The sequence below is a fragment of the Gammaproteobacteria bacterium genome (assembly GCA_030949385.1).
In the GTDB taxonomy this organism is placed as follows: Bacteria; Pseudomonadota; Gammaproteobacteria; order JAUZRS01; family JAUZRS01; genus JAUZRS01.
On record JAUZSP010000007.1, the window covers coordinates 320,144 to 337,018 of the forward strand.

Annotated in this window: 16 protein-coding genes, 1 tRNA gene and 1 other RNA gene; 5 read left to right on the forward strand and 13 right to left on the reverse strand. The window is 50.7% G+C overall.

Annotation, left to right across the window (positions count from 1 at the left end; all coding sequences use genetic code 11):
- Nucleotides 1–2: 2 nt before the first annotated feature.
- A complete protein-coding gene (gene alaC / locus Q9O24_11015; protein MDQ7075657.1) occupies nucleotides 3–1,196 on the reverse strand; it encodes an alanine transaminase in 1,194 nt (397 codons plus the stop codon).
- 141 nt (nucleotides 1,197–1,337) lie between these two features.
- Between alaC and Q9O24_11020 the strand changes: the two genes are divergently transcribed.
- The gene (locus Q9O24_11020; GenBank protein ID MDQ7075658.1) at nucleotides 1,338–1,736 is read left to right on the forward strand and encodes an Mth938-like domain-containing protein; all 399 of its coding nucleotides are present in this window, start codon (nucleotides 1,338–1,340) and stop codon (nucleotides 1,734–1,736) included.
- Here the strand turns inward: Q9O24_11020 and Q9O24_11025 are convergent.
- The 9 genes from Q9O24_11025 to Q9O24_11065 all read right to left on the reverse strand — a co-directional run bounded on the left by Q9O24_11025 (nucleotide 1,733) and on the right by Q9O24_11065 (nucleotide 7,455).
- Nucleotides 1,733–2,077, reverse strand: a complete 345-nt coding sequence (locus Q9O24_11025; protein MDQ7075659.1) for a histidine triad nucleotide-binding protein — start codon at nucleotides 2,075–2,077, stop codon at nucleotides 1,733–1,735. The two genes, Q9O24_11020 and Q9O24_11025, sit on opposite strands and share 4 nt — an antisense overlap.
- A gap of 23 nt (nucleotides 2,078–2,100) precedes the next feature.
- Complete coding sequence (recR, locus tag Q9O24_11030; GenBank protein ID MDQ7075660.1) at nucleotides 2,101–2,688, reverse strand: recombination mediator RecR; 588 nt, start codon at nucleotides 2,686–2,688, stop codon at nucleotides 2,101–2,103.
- Nucleotides 2,689–2,700: 12 nt separating this feature from the next.
- Nucleotides 2,701–3,027, reverse strand: a complete 327-nt coding sequence (locus Q9O24_11035) for a YbaB/EbfC family nucleoid-associated protein (GenBank protein ID MDQ7075661.1) — start codon at nucleotides 3,025–3,027, stop codon at nucleotides 2,701–2,703.
- 72 nt (nucleotides 3,028–3,099) lie between these two features.
- Nucleotides 3,100–4,902 (reverse strand): DNA polymerase III subunit gamma/tau, encoded by a 1,803-nt coding sequence (dnaX, locus tag Q9O24_11040; GenBank protein MDQ7075662.1) that lies wholly within the window; start codon nucleotides 4,900–4,902, stop codon nucleotides 3,100–3,102.
- 102 nt (nucleotides 4,903–5,004) lie between these two features.
- Nucleotides 5,005–5,101: signal recognition particle sRNA small type (gene ffs / locus Q9O24_11045), an RNA gene on the reverse strand.
- A gap of 53 nt (nucleotides 5,102–5,154) precedes the next feature.
- Nucleotides 5,155–5,244, reverse strand: a tRNA-Ser gene (locus Q9O24_11050).
- 577 nt (nucleotides 5,245–5,821) lie between these two features.
- Nucleotides 5,822–6,550, reverse strand: a complete 729-nt coding sequence (locus Q9O24_11055; protein MDQ7075663.1) for a metallophosphoesterase — start codon at nucleotides 6,548–6,550, stop codon at nucleotides 5,822–5,824.
- A 64-nt stretch (nucleotides 6,551–6,614) separates the two neighbouring features.
- Nucleotides 6,615–7,145 carry a pseudouridine synthase gene (locus Q9O24_11060; GenBank protein MDQ7075664.1) on the reverse strand — a complete coding sequence of 177 codons (531 nt, stop codon included), beginning with the start codon at nucleotides 7,143–7,145 and terminating at the stop codon, nucleotides 6,615–6,617.
- Nucleotides 7,084–7,455 (reverse strand): S4 domain-containing protein, encoded by a 372-nt coding sequence (locus Q9O24_11065; GenBank protein MDQ7075665.1) that lies wholly within the window; start codon nucleotides 7,453–7,455, stop codon nucleotides 7,084–7,086. The genes Q9O24_11060 and Q9O24_11065 overlap by 62 nt, the downstream gene beginning before the upstream one ends.
- A gap of 318 nt (nucleotides 7,456–7,773) precedes the next feature.
- Here Q9O24_11065 and Q9O24_11070 point away from each other — a divergent pair, with 318 nt between their 5' ends.
- The gene (locus Q9O24_11070) at nucleotides 7,774–8,841 is read left to right on the forward strand and encodes a response regulator (protein ID MDQ7075666.1); all 1,068 of its coding nucleotides are present in this window, start codon (nucleotides 7,774–7,776) and stop codon (nucleotides 8,839–8,841) included.
- 6 nt (nucleotides 8,842–8,847) lie between these two features.
- Nucleotides 8,848–10,920, forward strand: a complete 2,073-nt coding sequence (locus Q9O24_11075; protein ID MDQ7075667.1) for an ATP-binding protein — start codon at nucleotides 8,848–8,850, stop codon at nucleotides 10,918–10,920.
- On the opposite strand, the gene Q9O24_11080 is transcribed toward Q9O24_11075, so the two are convergent.
- Together Q9O24_11080 and Q9O24_11085 are read right to left on the reverse strand one after the other, a co-directional pair.
- Nucleotides 10,917–11,795 (reverse strand): FAD:protein FMN transferase, encoded by an 879-nt coding sequence (locus Q9O24_11080; protein MDQ7075668.1) that lies wholly within the window; start codon nucleotides 11,793–11,795, stop codon nucleotides 10,917–10,919. The genes Q9O24_11075 and Q9O24_11080 overlap by 4 nt on opposite strands.
- A gap of 126 nt (nucleotides 11,796–11,921) precedes the next feature.
- Nucleotides 11,922–12,911, reverse strand: coding sequence for a porin (locus Q9O24_11085; GenBank protein MDQ7075669.1), 990 nt, complete (start codon nucleotides 12,909–12,911; stop codon nucleotides 11,922–11,924).
- A 559-nt stretch (nucleotides 12,912–13,470) separates the two neighbouring features.
- On the opposite strand from Q9O24_11085, the gene Q9O24_11090 reads away from it, so the two are divergent.
- Both Q9O24_11090 and Q9O24_11095 read left to right on the forward strand, forming a co-directional pair.
- The gene (locus tag Q9O24_11090) at nucleotides 13,471–14,145 is read left to right on the forward strand and encodes a response regulator (protein ID MDQ7075670.1); all 675 of its coding nucleotides are present in this window, start codon (nucleotides 13,471–13,473) and stop codon (nucleotides 14,143–14,145) included.
- A gap of 2 nt (nucleotides 14,146–14,147) precedes the next feature.
- Complete coding sequence (locus tag Q9O24_11095; protein ID MDQ7075671.1) at nucleotides 14,148–15,560, forward strand: ATP-binding protein; 1,413 nt, start codon at nucleotides 14,148–14,150, stop codon at nucleotides 15,558–15,560.
- Here Q9O24_11095 and rlmD read toward each other — a convergent pair.
- The gene (rlmD, locus tag Q9O24_11100) at nucleotides 15,538–16,860 is read right to left on the reverse strand and encodes a 23S rRNA (uracil(1939)-C(5))-methyltransferase RlmD (GenBank protein ID MDQ7075672.1); all 1,323 of its coding nucleotides are present in this window, start codon (nucleotides 16,858–16,860) and stop codon (nucleotides 15,538–15,540) included. The two genes, Q9O24_11095 and rlmD, sit on opposite strands and share 23 nt — an antisense overlap.
- Nucleotides 16,861–16,875: the final 15 nt, after the last annotated feature.

Here is a 16,875-nt window from a genome sequence, read left to right on the forward strand (position 1 = left end):
ACTCATTCCTGACTACCTTTATCATTACGGAACATGTCACGAATGCCACGCAGCGCCTGCCGAGTACGATGTTCGTTCTCGATCAAACTGAAACGCACGTGATCGTCGCCATATTCACCAAATCCAATCCCAGGTGACACCGCCACCTTGGCCTCTTTTAACAGTTTTTTCGAAAACTCCAACGAACCCATCTCTTGGTAACGCTCAGGAATTTTTGCCCAGACAAACATCGTCGCTTTCGGGATGTTCACTTGCCAACCCATGGTGTTCAGGCCGTGACAAAGCACATCACGGCGGCTCTGATACATGTCACGAATCTCAGCCACACAACTCTGATCACCGTCCAGTGCAGCAATCGCCGCCACTTGGATCGGAGTGAACATGCCGTAATCGAGATAGGACTTCATCCGCGCCAGCGCCGCCACCAACTCCTTGTTGCCGCACATAAAACCGACGCGCCAACCGGGCATGTTGTACGTTTTAGAAAGCGAATAAAACTCCACCGCCACCTCTTTGGCTCCCGGCACCTGCAAAATAGAGGGCGCTTTGTAGCCATCAAACGCAATTTCAGCGTAAGCAATGTCCTGCACCACCCAGATCTCATGTTCACGGGCAATCGCAATTACCTTCTCGAAAAACTCCAGCTCCACACACTGCGCGGTGGGGTTACCCGGAAAGTTAAGCACCAGCATCTTCGGTTTCGGCCAGGCGTTTTTAATCGCTTTTTCCAGCTCAACAAAAAAATCCGCATCTTCGGTCAAGGGCACATGGCGAATGTCCGCACCGGCAATGACAAAACCATAAGGGTGAATCGGATAAGCGGGGTTGGGTACCAGCACCGCATCACCCGGCCCCACGGTGGCCAGCGCCAAATGCGCCAAGCCCTCTTTGGAGCCGATGGTGGTGATGGCCTCGGTCTCAGGGTCAAGATCCACATCAAAGTTGCGTTTGTACCAGTTGCAGATCGCTTGTCGCAGCCGTGGAATGCCCCGCGACTGTGAATAACGGTGGGTGTCTTTGCGATTGGCCGCTTCCACCAGCTTATCCACAATGTGCTGCGGCGTGGGCTGGTCGGGGTTGCCCATGCCAAAGTCAATGATGTCCTCACCGCGCGCGCGCGCCTCTGCTTTCAACTCGCCGGTAATATTAAACACGTACGGTGGCAATCTCTCGATACGTCGAAATTCGTTTTTCAAAGCTCTTTTTCCAGCGGTTGGTGGCGGTAATGTGAGGCGATTATAACGGCATGTTTGCGCGGATGCAGCCACAGAGAGAAAAAAGCCCTGCAAGCCAAAACGAAACCGTATAATAGCGCCTCAAAACCCGAGGGGCGGCAGATGAAATTCAGCGAAACATTTGGTGACAACGACCATCACGTCAGCGGTTACGGCCCAGAAGGGGTTACCGTTTTAGGTCGTCGTCACCCCTACCATCTGATCGTCAATCGAGAACAGATTCAAAAGTGGCCCATTGACGGTCTCAGCAGTCTCAATCTCGACACGCTACAGGCGGTGCTGGATCTGAAACCGGAAATCGTCATTCTCGGCACCGGCGACAAACAGATCTTTCCGCCAATGGAGATCATGATGCTGTTCGCCAAACAACAGATCGGTTTTGAGGTAATGAACACCTCTGCCGCCTGTCGTACCTACAATATTCTGCTCTCCGAAGATCGTGACGTAGTAGCGGCGCTGATTCTAGATAATCCGATCATAGAAAAACCAAAGCACGCTTAACCAGGTGGCCACTGCATCTGTCGTCCTGCCAACAGGTGCAAATGAATGTGGTAGACGGATTGACCACCCTGTTCACCGCAATTGATCACGGTGCGATAACCACTTTCAGCGACCCCTTCCGCTTCGGCCACTTTTTTCGCGGCCAAAATCAACGCACCCATTACCGCGCTATCTTCACTCTCAAGATCATTTAAAGTGGCAATGTGCTTTTTCGGAATCAGCAACACATGCAACGGCGCTTGTGGGTTGAGATCACGAAAGGCCACTACCTGCTTATTTTCGTAGACAATTTCAGCGGGAATCTTGCCATCAACAATATTGCAAAACAGACAATCAGACATACACGCTCCTTCAAAACAACAGGCTAAATTTCTTGGCGACCGGCCAACGCATGAGACAAGGTACTGCGATCGACAAACTCCAACTCACCGCCCAAGGGGACTCCGTGGGCAATGCGCGTCACTTTGATGCCCTGCTCTTTGGCCATTTCACTGATGTAAAAGGCCGTCGCTTCACCTTCCACCGTCGGGTTGGTGGCCAAAATCAGCTCTTCAATCTCATTCGTTGCAAGGCGCTGCTCCAACAGATCCAGACCCAACTCAGCCGGACCGATGCCATCCAATGGCGACAGATGCCCCATCAGCACAAAATAAAGCCCTTCGTAGTGCGTTGCCGATTCAATCGCCATCACATCCGTCGGCATCTCCAACACACAGAGCTGCTTTTTCGAACGACGCGGATTGAGGCACAGCTCACACACGTCCGCCTCGGTAAACGTTCGGCACGACTGACAATGACCGATGCCCTGCATCGCTTTTTGCAACAGATCGGCCAACCTCACACCACCGGCACGATCCCGTTCCAACAGATAAAAAGCCATCCGTCGAGCAGACTTCTCACCCACGCCCGGCAAACAGCGCAACGCATCAATCAGTTGAGGTAACAGAGCCAAAATAAACGCCCCCTAAAAGGGCATTTTAAAACCAGGCGGCAAAGACATACCGGAGGTGACACCGGACATCATATCTTTGCTGGCGGCATCGACTTTTTTGGTCGCATCGTTAACCGCAGCGGCCAGCAGATCTTCCAACATCTCTTTGTCGTCCTCCATCAAAGCAGGATCAATATGAACTCGGCGCAACTCATGACGACCGTTCATGCTCACCTTCACCATGCCACCACCGGCTTGGCCTTCAACCTCTAAATTGGCCACCTCTTCCTGTGCTTTTTGCATGTCTGCTTGCATCTTTTGCGCTTGTTTCATCAAGCCACCCAATCCACCTTTCATCATCCTGCCTCTCTTCTCAAAACCATTAAAAGTAGGGATCGATTCCATATCCACCCTGTTTATTCAATCTAGCAATTATTCGTCTCGTGGCCGCACACTGCCCGCAACCACCTCGGCACCAAACTGCTGCTGCAAGGCCTGCACATTGCTGTCATTCATAATCGCCTGCTCCGCAGCCTGCTGACGCTCCTTGACCAACCGCTGTCGCCGTTGTGCCGGAGTTTCACCTTGCACCTCGTTCTGCGCTGCACCCTGCTCAAAACGCAACGTCACCGCGTGCTGATAATAGTCACTCAACGCCGCTGTCAGACCTTGCACAAAACGTGGCTTTTGCAGATGTCCGTGTTCCGCGTTCATCTGCAAGCGCAGCACATTCTCGCGTTTTTCCAGCAAAACGCAGTGGGTGGCCAACTCATACGGAAGACCGCGTAAATGAGCCGCCTCAATAATCTCCGCCCAACTCTGAGCTGGATTCCCTCCTCCCTTCGAGTGAAGAGGCTTAGCAACGGGCGCTGGAATTGGAACCGCAGTCGAAACAGGAGCAACAGTTGGCGAAACCACCAACTTGGTTTTAGGGGCGACCTTTACCTCTGCGACTGGCTTTTTTTTTTCAGGGTGCAGGGCGGCACGCAACATCTCGCCTCGGCTCATGCCTTCGTTTGGCGACATGACGGGAGCCACAGGAACGGATGCCACAGAAGTAACCACCGGCTCAGCAGGCGTCATCGACGGCTTTTTCTCTGGCTCGGCTCGCCCAACAAGAGGCATTTCAGTGCTCTGTTTCGTCACAGGCGCAGCGGGTCGAAACACCAGCATCCGCAACAAAATCATCTCCAGCCCCAAACGCTGCGAAGGTGCCAAAGGCAGATCTTTGCGCCCATTCAGACCAATTTGATAATAAAGTTGCAACTCTTCCGCGCTCACCTGCTTGGCCAGCGCCAGCAACGGCCTGCTGTCCAACCAGACGTGATCCAAAGCAGAGGGCACCACCTGCGCCAACACCAACTGATGAATCAATTTCAACAGCTCTTCCAATACCGATTCGTAATCCGGCACACTCTGCGCCAAAACAGCGATGGCGGCTAAAATAGCCTCAGCATCGTTGCCAATCAACGCGCTGAGCAGACCAAGCAATTTTTCCGGATGAATGCTGCCCAACATCTGGCTCACATCGGCATCGCGCACCGTGCCATTCCCAAAGGCGATGGCCTGATCCAATAAACTCAAGGCATCGCGCATACTGCCCTGCGCAGCTTTAGCCAACTGGCGCAGAGCCAACTCATCGAACTCAATTTCTTCTTTACCTAAGACCGTCTGTAAATGCGGCGCAATCAACTCTGCCGGTAGACTTTTGAGGTTAAATTGCAGACAGCGCGAGAGAACGGTGACCGGCAGTTTTTGTGGATCGGTGGTGGCAAGCAGAAATTTAACGTGCGGCGGAGGTTCTTCCAGCGTTTTCAGCAGCGCATTAAAGCTGTGATTGGAGAACATGTGTACCTCATCAATCAGGTAGACCTTATAACGCCCTTGAGTGGGCGCGTAAGGCACGTTTTCCAACAGCTCCCGAGTCTCTTCCACCTTGGTACGCGAGGCGGCATCCACCTCGATCAGATCAACAAAACGGCCTTCATCAATGGATTGACAGGCACTGCACACACCGCATGGGGTGGCGGTTACGCCCGACTCGCAATTGAGGCTTTTAGCCAAGATGCGCGCCAAAGTGGTCTTGCCCACCCCGCGCGTACCACTGAACAAATAAGCGTGATGCAACCGTTGGCTGTTAAGGGCATTGATCAATGCGCGCAGCACATGCTCTTGCCCCACCACTTGCTCAAAATTACGTGGCCGCCAGCGGCGCGCCAAAACCTGATAACTCATCTGTTGGGCTTTTTCATCAAAGGGATTGTAAAACAGGGCTGATAAAAGGGGGAACGAGTATAAACCAGATGCCATTGGAATGGCAGAAAATGAGGTGGCGATCCAAACCAGCCACACCTCGGCACCCAAGTCCACTGTTGCCGCTGCTCCCTTCCAGGCCTGACGGGGTCCACAGTTTGTTGTCGCGAGGGGACCGATCAGATCACCATAACAAGGAACCAGCAGAGCCGCGTGCTGCGACCCGCTAAAAAATGGCGGAGAGAGAGGGATTCGAACCCTCGATACGCGTTAGCGTATACACGCTTTCCAGGCGTGCTCCTTCAGCCGCTCGGACACCTCTCCAATTCCCCAAAGGGATAAGGGGCGGGACTTTACCGAACCGAGCCACTTTTGTAAAGCACCAAATCGCAGACAAAATAAATGCCAGCAAATCATCTCTTCTAAAAAGAAAAGCAGACTTGTGGCATTAAAGGAGAGTACTACCTTGTAAATTCAAACATCCATACCTGCAAATAACCATCCTAGTCATCCGCCACACCCTGTGGACTTATGGAGCCTCCTGCCCCAGCCTCATCCCGAAGCCGCTCCATCCTTGAACCTTATAAATTCAACTTCATACCGTTCCCAATCTTGGTATGCTCACTCCCTGAGAAGTCATGAATACGAGTCACGACCCAATCCTTAAAAATGTAACAAATTCGATCCCATCCTTGGGAGACCCCATCCTTGTGGTCAAATCCTAAGGCGTCCTTTCCAAAAAGTACCCCTTGCTGTCGGATTGAAGTTTATCCACGGCCTCTGAACTATTTCTGATAACCTTATTTCCTAGCAAAATCCAACAGCGTTTTTATATCCACATTAAATAAGGCTACTGTTTTTCAATACAAATCAAATGGTTGGATAAAAAAAACAATAACAATTACAATTCAATTAATTTATCACCAACAAAATCCACCGTTTCTTGATAATTATAATAACCACGAGGGTTACAAACCACGCGTGTTGCTCCACAACGATAATCAGAAACCTTATGCACATGACCATGCACCCACAAATCAATCTTAAAACCGGCCATCCAGTCGGCTAAATCATTGCAGTAAGCATAACGAATGTCATTTTTGATCCCAGAAAACCAGCTCAACTCTGTCGGCGCATGATGAGTCACCACCACGGTTTTACCCGCATAGGGTTTCGCCAACTCCTTGGCCAACCAGACTTTTGATGTCTGATGAATGGCCACCAAATCCTGCGCTTTCATCGGACGTTGATCGAAGCTAATGTGGCGAAAATCATTCACCGCCATCTCCGCCATCTCCATCACTTGCGGGTTTTGATCGTTGTAATCCGTCCAGAGGGTGCAACCCAAAAAACGCACCCCCTGCTGCTCATACACCTCGTTTTCCAAGTAGTTCACTTGGGTAAAGTGCGATTCAGCGCGAAACTCCAACACACGGTCACGCAGATCGCCGTACCAATAGTCGTGATTACCACCGACAAACACCACCGGTTTTCCCAAAGTATCCAACCACTGAATGCCATCCGCTCCCAAGGCCACATCACCGGCTGCGATAATCACATCCGCCTCGGTCTCGGGCAGCTCCAATAAGCCAAACTCCAAATGCAGATCAGAAAAAACCTGTAAACGCATATCAACTCCCTTTATTTACACCTCGTCCCCATGCTCCAGCGTGGGAACGCAGATCAAACGTACCTCAGCTCAATGCCGCCGATGTTTCGCTTGTGATTTGCCGCTGCGCGCGCGCAATCGACGAGGGTGCAGTGACTTCAAGGTCAAACTCTGCACCGCGTTGGCCTGTTGCAGAAAGCGCTTTAAGCCACGTTTGACGACGCAGATCCACGTCAACAAACTTGCCTATCCTCAGATCACGAGGCAGCAACAAATCGCCAAACCGCACCCGAATCAGACGGCTGACCGTCACCCCTTGTGATGTCCAGAGCCGCCGCACCTCTTGGTTACGTCCCTCTTTTAGGGTGACGTGATACCAGTGGTTGCTGCCTTGCCCACCGGCATCTTCAATGCTGTCAAATTTGGCCGGACCGTCTTCCAGCTCCACACCGTGTTTGAGATTTTTCAACATCTGATCGTCCACCTCACCCAAAATACGCACTGCGTATTCGCGCTCGATTTCACTCGACGGGTGCATCAAACGATTGGCCAACTCACCGGAGTTGGTGAACAACAACACCCCAGAGGTGTTGATGTCCAAGCTGCCCGACCGCAATCCAGCGACCGTTTCTAAGCTGCGGCAAGCGATGAAAGACCGTTTTGCGCCCTTCAGGGTCGTTGCGGGTTGAAATCTCGCCATCGGGTTTGTGATACAGCAGCAAGCGAGGCCTCTCCTTTTCATCCAATTCGCAGACCTCATATTGGCGATCATCCACCTTGATGCGGTCTCCCACCTCGACCTTCGCTCCTAACACGGCAACCTGTTGGTTGACCTTAATCACTCCTTGTTTAATCCACACTTCCATCGCTCGGCGAGAACCCAATCCCGCCTGCGCCAATACTTTTTGTAACCGTTCTGATGACACCAGTTTCACTCCAGACAAACCCAACAAGAGTCAGGTTATGTCATTAAATAAAACACATTTTTATTGGATTTTAGCATCCTAATGTTCCGTAGAATGCTACTTCATATTAGAAATAAACAATTTACTTAAGCTGACGTTAATATTCAAGCCCTTGGGATCAAGCCCTTGGGATCAAGCCCTTGGGATCAAGCCCTTGGGATCAAGCCCTTGGGATCAAGCCCTTGGGATCAAGCCCTTGGGATCAAGCCCTTGGAGATACCGCTCAAGGAAGCGTTGTGTACCATGACAAAAAGTTGCCCTCATCACAAGCCAGCCCCAATGCCATCCTGGGTCTTGATCATCGACGACCAACAAACTGGCAGTCGCATTCTGGAAAAAATCATCCTCGGCATCGACCCCAAATTGAGCATAAAAATTTTTTCCCTGCCCAAAGAGGCCCTAATCTGGCTGGAGGAACACAGCCCCGACCTGATCCTGAGCGACTTCAAAATGCCCAGCATGAACGGAGTCGAGCTTACCCGCCAAATTCGCAAAATACCACACTGCGCCGACGTGCCACTGATGATCGTTACCATCGTCGCCGACAAACAGACCCGTTATGATGCCCTAGAAGCCGGTGCCAGCGATTTTTTAAGCCGTCCCATCGACCAGCAAGAGTGCCAAGCACGCTGTCGTAATCTACTCAAAATGCGCCAACAACACAAAACGATTCAATATCACGCCCGCTCTCTGGAAGAGCAAATTCAGCAAGCCACCCAAGAAGTCGCTCGCCGTGAACAAGAAACCCTGCTGCGACTGGCCAAAGCCGGTGAATACCGTGACGAAGAGACCGGAAATCATATGATTCGCATGGCCAAATACGCTCGTTTTATCGCCGAAGCACTGAATCTAGACACCAAATGCTGCGAAGAGATTGAACGTACCGCCCCCATGCACGACATCGGCAAAATCGGCATCCCCGATCACATTCTGCTCAAACCGGGAAAACTGAATGCCAATGAGTGGAAAATCATGAAAACTCACACCACCATCGGCTACAACATTCTGAAACAAAGCGACTCTCATTACATTCAACAAGGTGCCACCATCGCCCTTACCCACCATGAAAAATTCGATGGCAGCGGCTATCCAGCAGGCATCAAGGGCAATAAAATTCCCTTGGTCTCTCGCATCATCGCCTTGGCCGATATGTACGATGCCCTCACTTCCATTCGCCCTTACAAACCGGCATGGAGCTCTGAAAAAGCCGCCCAACACATCGAGTCGCTCCGTGGCAGTCACTTTGACCCCGACTGCGTTGATGCTTTTTTTCAGCAATTGGATAAAATCCGCGTTGTTGAAGAGCGGCTCCGCGATCAAGTGCCCACGGCCAAAGCTCATCCTTAACCCTACATGAGCCATGAAAGAGAGCAAGCCAAATGGCGCATCGTCATTGGCAGTTTGGCTTTTACCCACTTTATTTTCGCCCCTCAAACCGAACTCTCCCACCTGCTGCCACCCCAACTGATCAGTGGTCTGTTTCTGCTCTACGCACTGCTGAACGGTTTGAGCCTGAAACTTCGCCCCTCGCCCTGCAATCTGCGCCGCAGGATAAATATGCTCATGGACCTCGGGGCGACCTCTCTGGTCATCGGCAGTGCCGGTGAAGCAGGCACACCGCTGATCGCCATCTACCTCTGGGTGATTATGGGCAACGGTTTTCGTTACGGCGTTGGCGAGTTGCGTCACGCTGCGGCCATTGGCCTGTTTGGTTTTGCCTTGGTGGTGCTGCTCAGCGACTTTTGGTCAAAACACCTCTTTTTTAGCAGTGGATTTCTGATTGTTCTGTTTGCCATCCCCTACTACATGAGCAAATTGATCGGCGATCTGCACCAAGCCATTGAGAACGCCACCCGCGCCAACCGCGCCAAATCTGAATTTTTATCCAATATCAGTCACGATCTGCGTACCCCACTGAACGGCATTACCGGCATGAACGACATGCTCGCCGAAACCGACCTCAACCAAGAGCAACGGGAGTGCTGCGAGGTCATTCATAGATCCGCTCAGAGCTTACTCGAACTGATCGAACGACTGCTGGTACGCGCACAAATTGAAGCCGGTAAACAGCAGATATCAGAACGCGCCTTTGATTTAGACGAACTGCTGGCCGACCTCAGCGGCCTGTTTAAAAAACGCACCGAAAGCAAAAACCTACGCTACCTCTGTCAAATGAACCAAGATGTTCCCAAGCAATTACACGGTGACCCCCAGCTGCTCAAACAAATTCTAAACAACCTGCTCGGCAACGCGCTTAAATTTACCCAGCAGGGTCACATCGAAATCAACATCAGCTTACGACAACAGAAACCAAAACACGCCTTGATCCGGTTTGAAATCAACGACACGGGCATCGGCATCAGTAAAACCAACCAACAAAAGATTTTTGAACGTTTTCAACAAGCCAACGATGAAATCAACTCCCGTTACGGCGGCAATGGCTTAGGAATGACCATTGTTAAAGAGAACATTGAAACCATGGGCGGCACGCTTGGACTCGAAAGCACAGAAAATGTCGGCAGCCATTTTTGGTTCGAACTCGATTTTGAGGTGATAACCGCAAAACCAAAAAAACGGCATCTGGTAAAAAGCGAACCAATGCCCTTTTCCATTGAAGCCTACCAACAGGCTAAAAACCCCCATTTAAAATTGGAGATTTTAGCCGCCGACGACAATGAACTGAATCGAACCATCATCAAAAAAATACTGCAACGGGCCGGTCACCACGTCACACTGGTCAATGATGGCAGCGAAGCACTGGAAGCACTTGAACAACAGGGTTTTGATCTGGCCATTTTAGACATCAATATGAATCATCTGGGCGGTCTTGATGTATTAAAAACCCATCGTTTCAAATACCCCAATGACAGCACACCAATGTTGATGCTCTCCGCTGACGCAACAGAATTAACCGTCAACCGTTGTCTCACCGCAGGGGCAGCGTATTACTTAACCAAACCCATCGACAGCAAACGTCTATTGGATGCCATCAACAGTTCAGCATTAAAAAGCCAACAAACCACTTCAATCTTTAAAATCCAAACCGAAGGCGCTCTTACAAAGATTGCTCTGCTCAACAGCCAAACTCTGGCTGAACTCTCCAGCATTGATCCGCACGGCAATTTTGTTGCTGATTTAATGCAAGGTTTTCAACACGATGGCGATAAATTACTGGAAAAAGTACACCAATCTCTACACACACCGATTGATTTTATCAGCTTCAAAAACGGCGTACATGCTCTAAAAGGCAACGCGGCGGAGCTGGGTGCAGACAAACTGTTTAAATTCTGTCAACAAGCAGAAAAAACCTCCCTACGCGAACTGCACCAGCAGAAAAATCAAGCACTTTATAACGAACTGGAACAACTCTACCGCGAAACACTCGCCGCATTCAAACAGCACGCCGAAGAATCTTCCGCCTCTTAATCAAGCCAGTACATCACCTCCTGCTGCTCTAAAAACCGCTCGGCTCCAGCTCCCTGCAACAACGCCAAAGTGGCCAACATGCCCGCTTCCACACAACTGGATGCCGCCACGGTGACGCTGCCAACCATTTGCTGCACCGGCCAGCCTGTGTGTGGATTGAGAATGTGGCTGTAACGCACCCCCTCGTTGAGCAGGTAACGGTGGGAATCACCGCTGGTGGCCAATGCACCTGAATGCAGAGCCAAAACACGCCCCTGCCGCCCTCTGCCACGACAAGCCACTCGCCAAGCCGAACCGTCTTTTTTGCCGCACGTCAGCGCCAAATCACCGCCAAAATTGACCAACACACTGGCCTCGCTCTGCTGGGCAATCAATTGGCTCACTCGATCCACCGCATACTCTTTGCCGATGCCACCCAGATCAATTTCCATCCCAGTGGGCAGTTGCAGATAGGGGCTTTTCCAATTGACTTTTGACCAACCCACCAAGGGTAAAATGGCATCAATTTGCGTTTGTGTCGCCAGTGCAGTGGTGCCGTCAAAAGACCAGATGCGGCGCAACACCCCGGCGGTAATATCAAACAGACCTTTACTCAAGCAGTGAAACCGGTCAGCACAATCCAATAGACCCGCGCTCTCTTCATCCAGACGAATTTTTTTACCCGCAGAAGTGTTGATTCTGGCAATGATGTTGTCATCACGATAACGACTGAATTTGGCCTCAATACGCTGAGCTTCACCCATCGCAAGGCTCAACAGATCCGAGGCCAACCCTTGACCCTCTACTTCCATCAGGATCTCACAAGGAGTGGCCATCGCCTGAAAACTGCCCAGCCAATACCCCCCACAGCGTTCTAAACTGACTGCAGACAAAATACACCGTTCCTTTCTAAGTCTGAAGATGTTTATTATCGAGCAAAACGCAAAAAGGGCAAAACGTTTTCACGTTTTGCCCTTTTAAGACTTCCGTTTTTCAGTCAGGCATCAAAGCCTGCAAAAAACTTAGAAGCTTTGTACAACACCCACTGACAGACCAGAACGGTCGGTGATCACAGCAACATCATCATAAGCAACGCTGGTGAAGATGGCGCTTAAACGGGTTTTAGGCAGGACATTGTAGAATGCACCCACTGAGAAGCCAGTACCTGTAGCGTCAAAACCCATGCCGGTTGTGCCGTCGGTCACAGAACCAAAAGAAGCAGCAATTTTCATAGCAGAGCTGACTTTGAAAGAACCGTTAACGTGCACGTAGTTACGGCTGTTAGCTGCACCGGTATCGACGGTTTCAAAAGAAGCGCCAACGGTGATGCCAGACAGTTTAGCTGAACCGTAAACACGAGTTGCGGTATCAACACCAGCGCCCTTAGCTACGATGGCACCATTAGTTGCATCGGCTGCATCATCACCAATTGAAAGCACAGAAACACCGGCTTTGAACATTTTGTTAGAGAATTCTGCACCAAAACCGATGTCATGGTCGTCGTTACCAGAATCATCAATGCTCAAGCTGCCGTGCACACTGATTGCGCCGCCAATTTTAGAAGAGTAGAACGCGATGCTGTTGTCGGTGAAACCGTTGTTCAAACCAGAGTAACCGTAGTTAGAACCACCGTTACCAGGACCTGCACTGGTATCATAGAAGGGATCTTGTTTTACACCGGCCATTTTGTAAGGAGTAGACAAACGACCGTAGATCACTTTACCAAAACCGCCTTTCAAACCAGCGAAGTAAAAACGTGATGAAAGAGCTGCACCACCACCGTCGTTGTTAGCACCCATCTGCATGTGGTAGATGCCTTTCAGGCTATCGGTACCTGAAGAACCTTTCACACCCAAACGAGACACGTTGTTTACAACACTGAGGCCATTATCAGCGCCATTCAGATCACCGAAGTTCATAGAAGCACGGAAGTTACCATACACCTTAGGATCAGCCATTGCAGAACCTGCAAACAAAGCACTTAGCGCGACAGCAAGTACGGTCTTTTTCATTTTATTCACCTTAAATCAGTTATTTAACAAATAAAAAAATTTAGTTTTTCTTGCCAGATGTTCCGAATCGTCCTAACAAAGCAACAAATTAGGTCAAACCACGAAGTTTTGTGGTAAACAACCATGCAACTGCGGCGAACAATAGCAAACCCGTTGCTCTAAAACAACTCTTTTTTGCTTTTTTCATAAAAATGTCAGGAATTTTGTACAGAAGAACAGCACCAAAGACGCTTAAAGGCCGATCTAATGCCGGTTATAAGTTTAATCATCACGTTTGGAGCCCCACACAGTTGCTAAAAAGCAACACCTTCCAATGCAGTTGTTTTTGCAACAAAATTACCCAACAACAGACAAACCACAATACAAGCCATTTTCACGCGAAAATACATCAGTTTCACCCCTCCTGACAAAATTCTACAAATCATAACCACCAGACCCTTACTAGAGAACACGTTGAGCGCTAATTTGCTATCATCAACACCCGTTTAAGCTACCCTAGAATTCCTAAGTGATGCACAATCACAGAATACCGCACAGTTTTATTAAGAGGTGTTTCACAATGCGCGTTTTATTGGTCGAGGATGATGTTCTGCTGGGTGACGGCATTCACACAGGCTTACGCAACGACGGTTACGCCGTTGATTGGGTCAAAGACGGTGAAACCGCTCGACGAGCCCTGCAAGACAATGAATTTCATGCCGTGATTCTTGACCTGGGTCTGCCAAAACTGCCCGGCCTTGAGGTCTTAAAAGAGTTCCGTGAGCAGGGCAAGTCCACCCCCGTATTGATTCTCACCGCACAAGATGGCATTAACGACCGCATCGGTGGGCTGGATGCCGGTGCTGATGACTATCTGGTCAAACCCTTTGATCTGGAAGAACTCTGCGCTCGTTTGCGTGCGTTGATCCGCCGCGCTCATGGTCGTACCGACAGTGTCCTGCAACACGGCGATTTGGTGCTTGATCCCGCCGCTCACACCCTGCGACAGAATAAGCGAAATGTGACGCTCTCCAGACGTGAATTTGCCGTGTTGCAAAACCTGCTCGAAAATCGTGGCCGAGTGCTCTCCCGTGAACGGCTGGAACAGAGTCTTTATGGCTGGAGTGACGAAGTGGAGAGCAACGCCGTCGAAGTGTACATACATCACATCCGCAAAAAACTCGGCAGCAAACTGATTCGAACCATTCGCGGTGTGGGTTACATGATCGACAAACCCCAGAGTGATACGGAATAACCATGTCTCTCCGTCGTCGCTTACTGAGCCTGTTATTGCTGACCGTTACCGTCACCGGAGCCATCAGCCTCTGGAGCAGCTACGAAGGTGCAGAACACGAAACCTTGGAACTGTTTGATGCTCAACTGGCCAGCTCCACCCGTCTGCTACGCTCCATCATCATCTCCGATCTCAAACAGAAAAAAAAGATCGACTATCTGAGTGAAATCAAATTAGAGGATCGTTTTACCGTTGAAGGTGAAGAGCATGGCCACAGCCACGATTTTAATTTCACACTGGTGTTCCAAGTTTTCGACCGCCAAGGCCAACTGATCTTGCACTCGATCAACAGCCCAGACACACCGATGCAGAAGCTGGATCACGACTACAGCAGCACCTTTGGTTTTAGCGACCTGATGTTTTTCGGTGAACGGTGGCGCACCTATGGAACTTGGGATGAGGCAGAAGAGTATCTCGTCATCAGTGCCCAACCTTATAATTTACGTGACAGACTGACCCACGACATCCTGCGTGAAATCACTTTTCCTTTTGTTCTCCTTCTGCCCATCCTCTCCGTCTTACTCTGGATTGCCGTCACGCAAGGCCTAAAACCCCTTAAACAGGTCACCGCCGAACTCTCGCAGCGAGATGAAAACAACCTCAACCCGCTAACACTGAGTAAAACCCCCAAAGAAATTCTGCCCCTTAGCAAAGCGCTAAACCGACTTTTTTTACGTCTGCAACATTCACTGCAAAAAGAGCGGCGTTTCACCTCCGACGCCGCTCACGAACTGCGTACGCCACTGGCGGGGTTGCGTACCCACGCCCAATTGGCACTCGCCGCTAAAGAAGCCGCCCCCAGAAAACACGCCTTAAAACAGCTGCTGCAAGGGGTTGATCGTGCCAGCCATTTGATTGATCAACTGCTGACCATGGCGCGCTTAGAGCCCGAAAACCAGACCCAACAACACGGCCCGCTGAATCTGCACACGTTGGCGGTGGATGCCATTGTGCAATCCACGCCGATGGCGCTGGAAAAACAGATTGACCTCAGTCTGGCCGACGACAGTGATCGCCACTATCTGTTTGGCAGCTCAGCTGCCTTGCGAATTTTACTGCGCAACTTGATCGACAACGCCCTTCGTTACACCCCTGATCATGGCCAAGTACAGGTCAGCATCGTTAAAACAGAACATCAACTGCGCCTGAGCGTCTGTGACAGCGGCCCTGGTATTCCAAAAGAAGAACGCGAACAGGTTTTCAGCCGATTTTATCGGGGCGAAGACCCACAAGCAGCGGGCTGTGGCATCGGCCTCTCCATTGTCAAACGCATTTGTGATCTGCACAACGCCAAAATCGAGCTGCACCGAGCCGAACTGGGGGGGCTACAGATTGCAGTGAGCTTTCCCAATGTCACTTCACACGCTGCAAAATAGCCACACTCTCAATGTGATGGGTTTGCGGAAACAGATCAAAGGTCTGTAGCTTCTCCAGCACCCAACCCTGCGCCAGCAACTGCTTTAGGTCTCGCGCCAAGGTCACTGGATCACAAGAGACGTAAGCCATCTGTTCAATGCCCAGCGCCTTGATGGAGGGCAACAACGCCGCCGCACCCTGCCGTGGTGGGTCTATCACCAGATGACTGAATTTTTCACCTTTTTCCACCAGCTTTTCTGCCAACAGACCGGCATCGCCTTTTTGAAAACGACAATTTTCCAGACCCGCCTCTTTGGCGTTGAGCCGCGCCATGCGCATCGCTCCGCCTTGAGAATCTATCCCCAACAGTTCATGACAGCGTTCTGCTAACGGCAGAGAAAAATTACCTACCCCGCAGTAGAGATCCAACACTCGGCTCGTCTTATCCAGCTCTAAATGCTGCTTTACATAATCCAACATAGTTTGGTTCTGGGGCAGATTGACCTGAAAAAAGCGCCCCGTCTCCCAGCTTACCCGCCGCCCATCAATGTGAGCACTTAGCAGCAAAGCCTCACTGCCCTCAGCACGTTTACCATCAGCCGTAAACACACCGCGATTTTTCACCTCAGCGAACACCGCCTCCACACCGTCGTGCTGCACCGCCCAACGGGCAAAGGCCTTTAGCTCCAAACGCAAAAAATCCAAATCACAATAAAGCATCAGCTTTACCCCTGAACTCTCCGGGTTCAGTTGCAATGAGATGGCATCACACAGGCCGCGTTTCGCCTGCCAAGGGTAATCGCTCACCACCTGCATCAAAACCTCGTTGAGCGGTTCTGCCGCCAGCAAGCAGCGCTTGATCGGCACCACCCGCTGAGACTTTTTCATTCGATAACCAAAACCGTTTTTGGATGCGTGCAGACGAATCCGCTGTCGATAGAAAAAAGCGGTTTCTGACTCAATGGGTAAAGGCATTGCCTCAGCCACCTCAGCAGGCAACCCCGCCACTCGCTGCAACGCATCACTGACCATCTGCTGTTTAACCCGCAACTGAGCAGGGTAAGCCGCGTGTTGTAAATTGCAGCCACCGCAACGGGCTTCATAACGACATTCTGGTTTTACCCGCTGTGCAGCCGCCTGCACAATCTGTTCAGGCTCCGCGATGACATGATTTTTTTTCTCACTGAGCAAGCGCAACTGCACACGCTCATCAAGTAAAACGTCACTGACCAACACACTCTTGCCACTGTCAAGGTGCGCCAGACCCAAACCACCGGCCACCATTTTTTCAATCACCACCACAGGCGAGGTTTCATTCATAAGACACCTTATTCA

Excerpts from the sequence above, each read along its gene's own strand:
- Q9O24_11020 (MDQ7075658.1), top strand. The coding sequence starts at position 1,338 with ATGAAATTCAGCGAAACATTTGGTGACAACGACCATCACGTCAGCGGT.
- Q9O24_11025 (MDQ7075659.1), bottom strand. The coding sequence starts at position 2,077 with ATGTCTGATTGTCTGTTTTGCAATATTGTTGATGGCAAGATTCCCGCT.
- Q9O24_11035 (MDQ7075661.1), bottom strand. The coding sequence starts at position 3,027 with ATGATGAAAGGTGGATTGGGTGGCTTGATGAAACAAGCGCAAAAGATG.
- dnaX (MDQ7075662.1), bottom strand. The coding sequence starts at position 4,902 with ATGAGTTATCAGGTTTTGGCGCGCCGCTGGCGGCCACGTAATTTTGAG.
- Q9O24_11055 (MDQ7075663.1), bottom strand. The coding sequence starts at position 6,550 with ATGCGTTTACAGGTTTTTTCTGATCTGCATTTGGAGTTTGGCTTATTG.
- Q9O24_11070 (MDQ7075666.1), top strand. The coding sequence starts at position 7,774 with ATGCCATCCTGGGTCTTGATCATCGACGACCAACAAACTGGCAGTCGC.
- Q9O24_11075 (MDQ7075667.1), top strand. The coding sequence starts at position 8,848 with ATGAGCCATGAAAGAGAGCAAGCCAAATGGCGCATCGTCATTGGCAGT.
- Q9O24_11085 (MDQ7075669.1), bottom strand. The coding sequence starts at position 12,911 with ATGAAAAAGACCGTACTTGCTGTCGCGCTAAGTGCTTTGTTTGCAGGT.
- Q9O24_11090 (MDQ7075670.1), top strand. The coding sequence starts at position 13,471 with ATGCGCGTTTTATTGGTCGAGGATGATGTTCTGCTGGGTGACGGCATT.
- Q9O24_11095 (MDQ7075671.1), top strand. The coding sequence starts at position 14,148 with ATGTCTCTCCGTCGTCGCTTACTGAGCCTGTTATTGCTGACCGTTACC.
- rlmD (MDQ7075672.1), bottom strand. The coding sequence starts at position 16,860 with ATGAATGAAACCTCGCCTGTGGTGGTGATTGAAAAAATGGTGGCCGGT.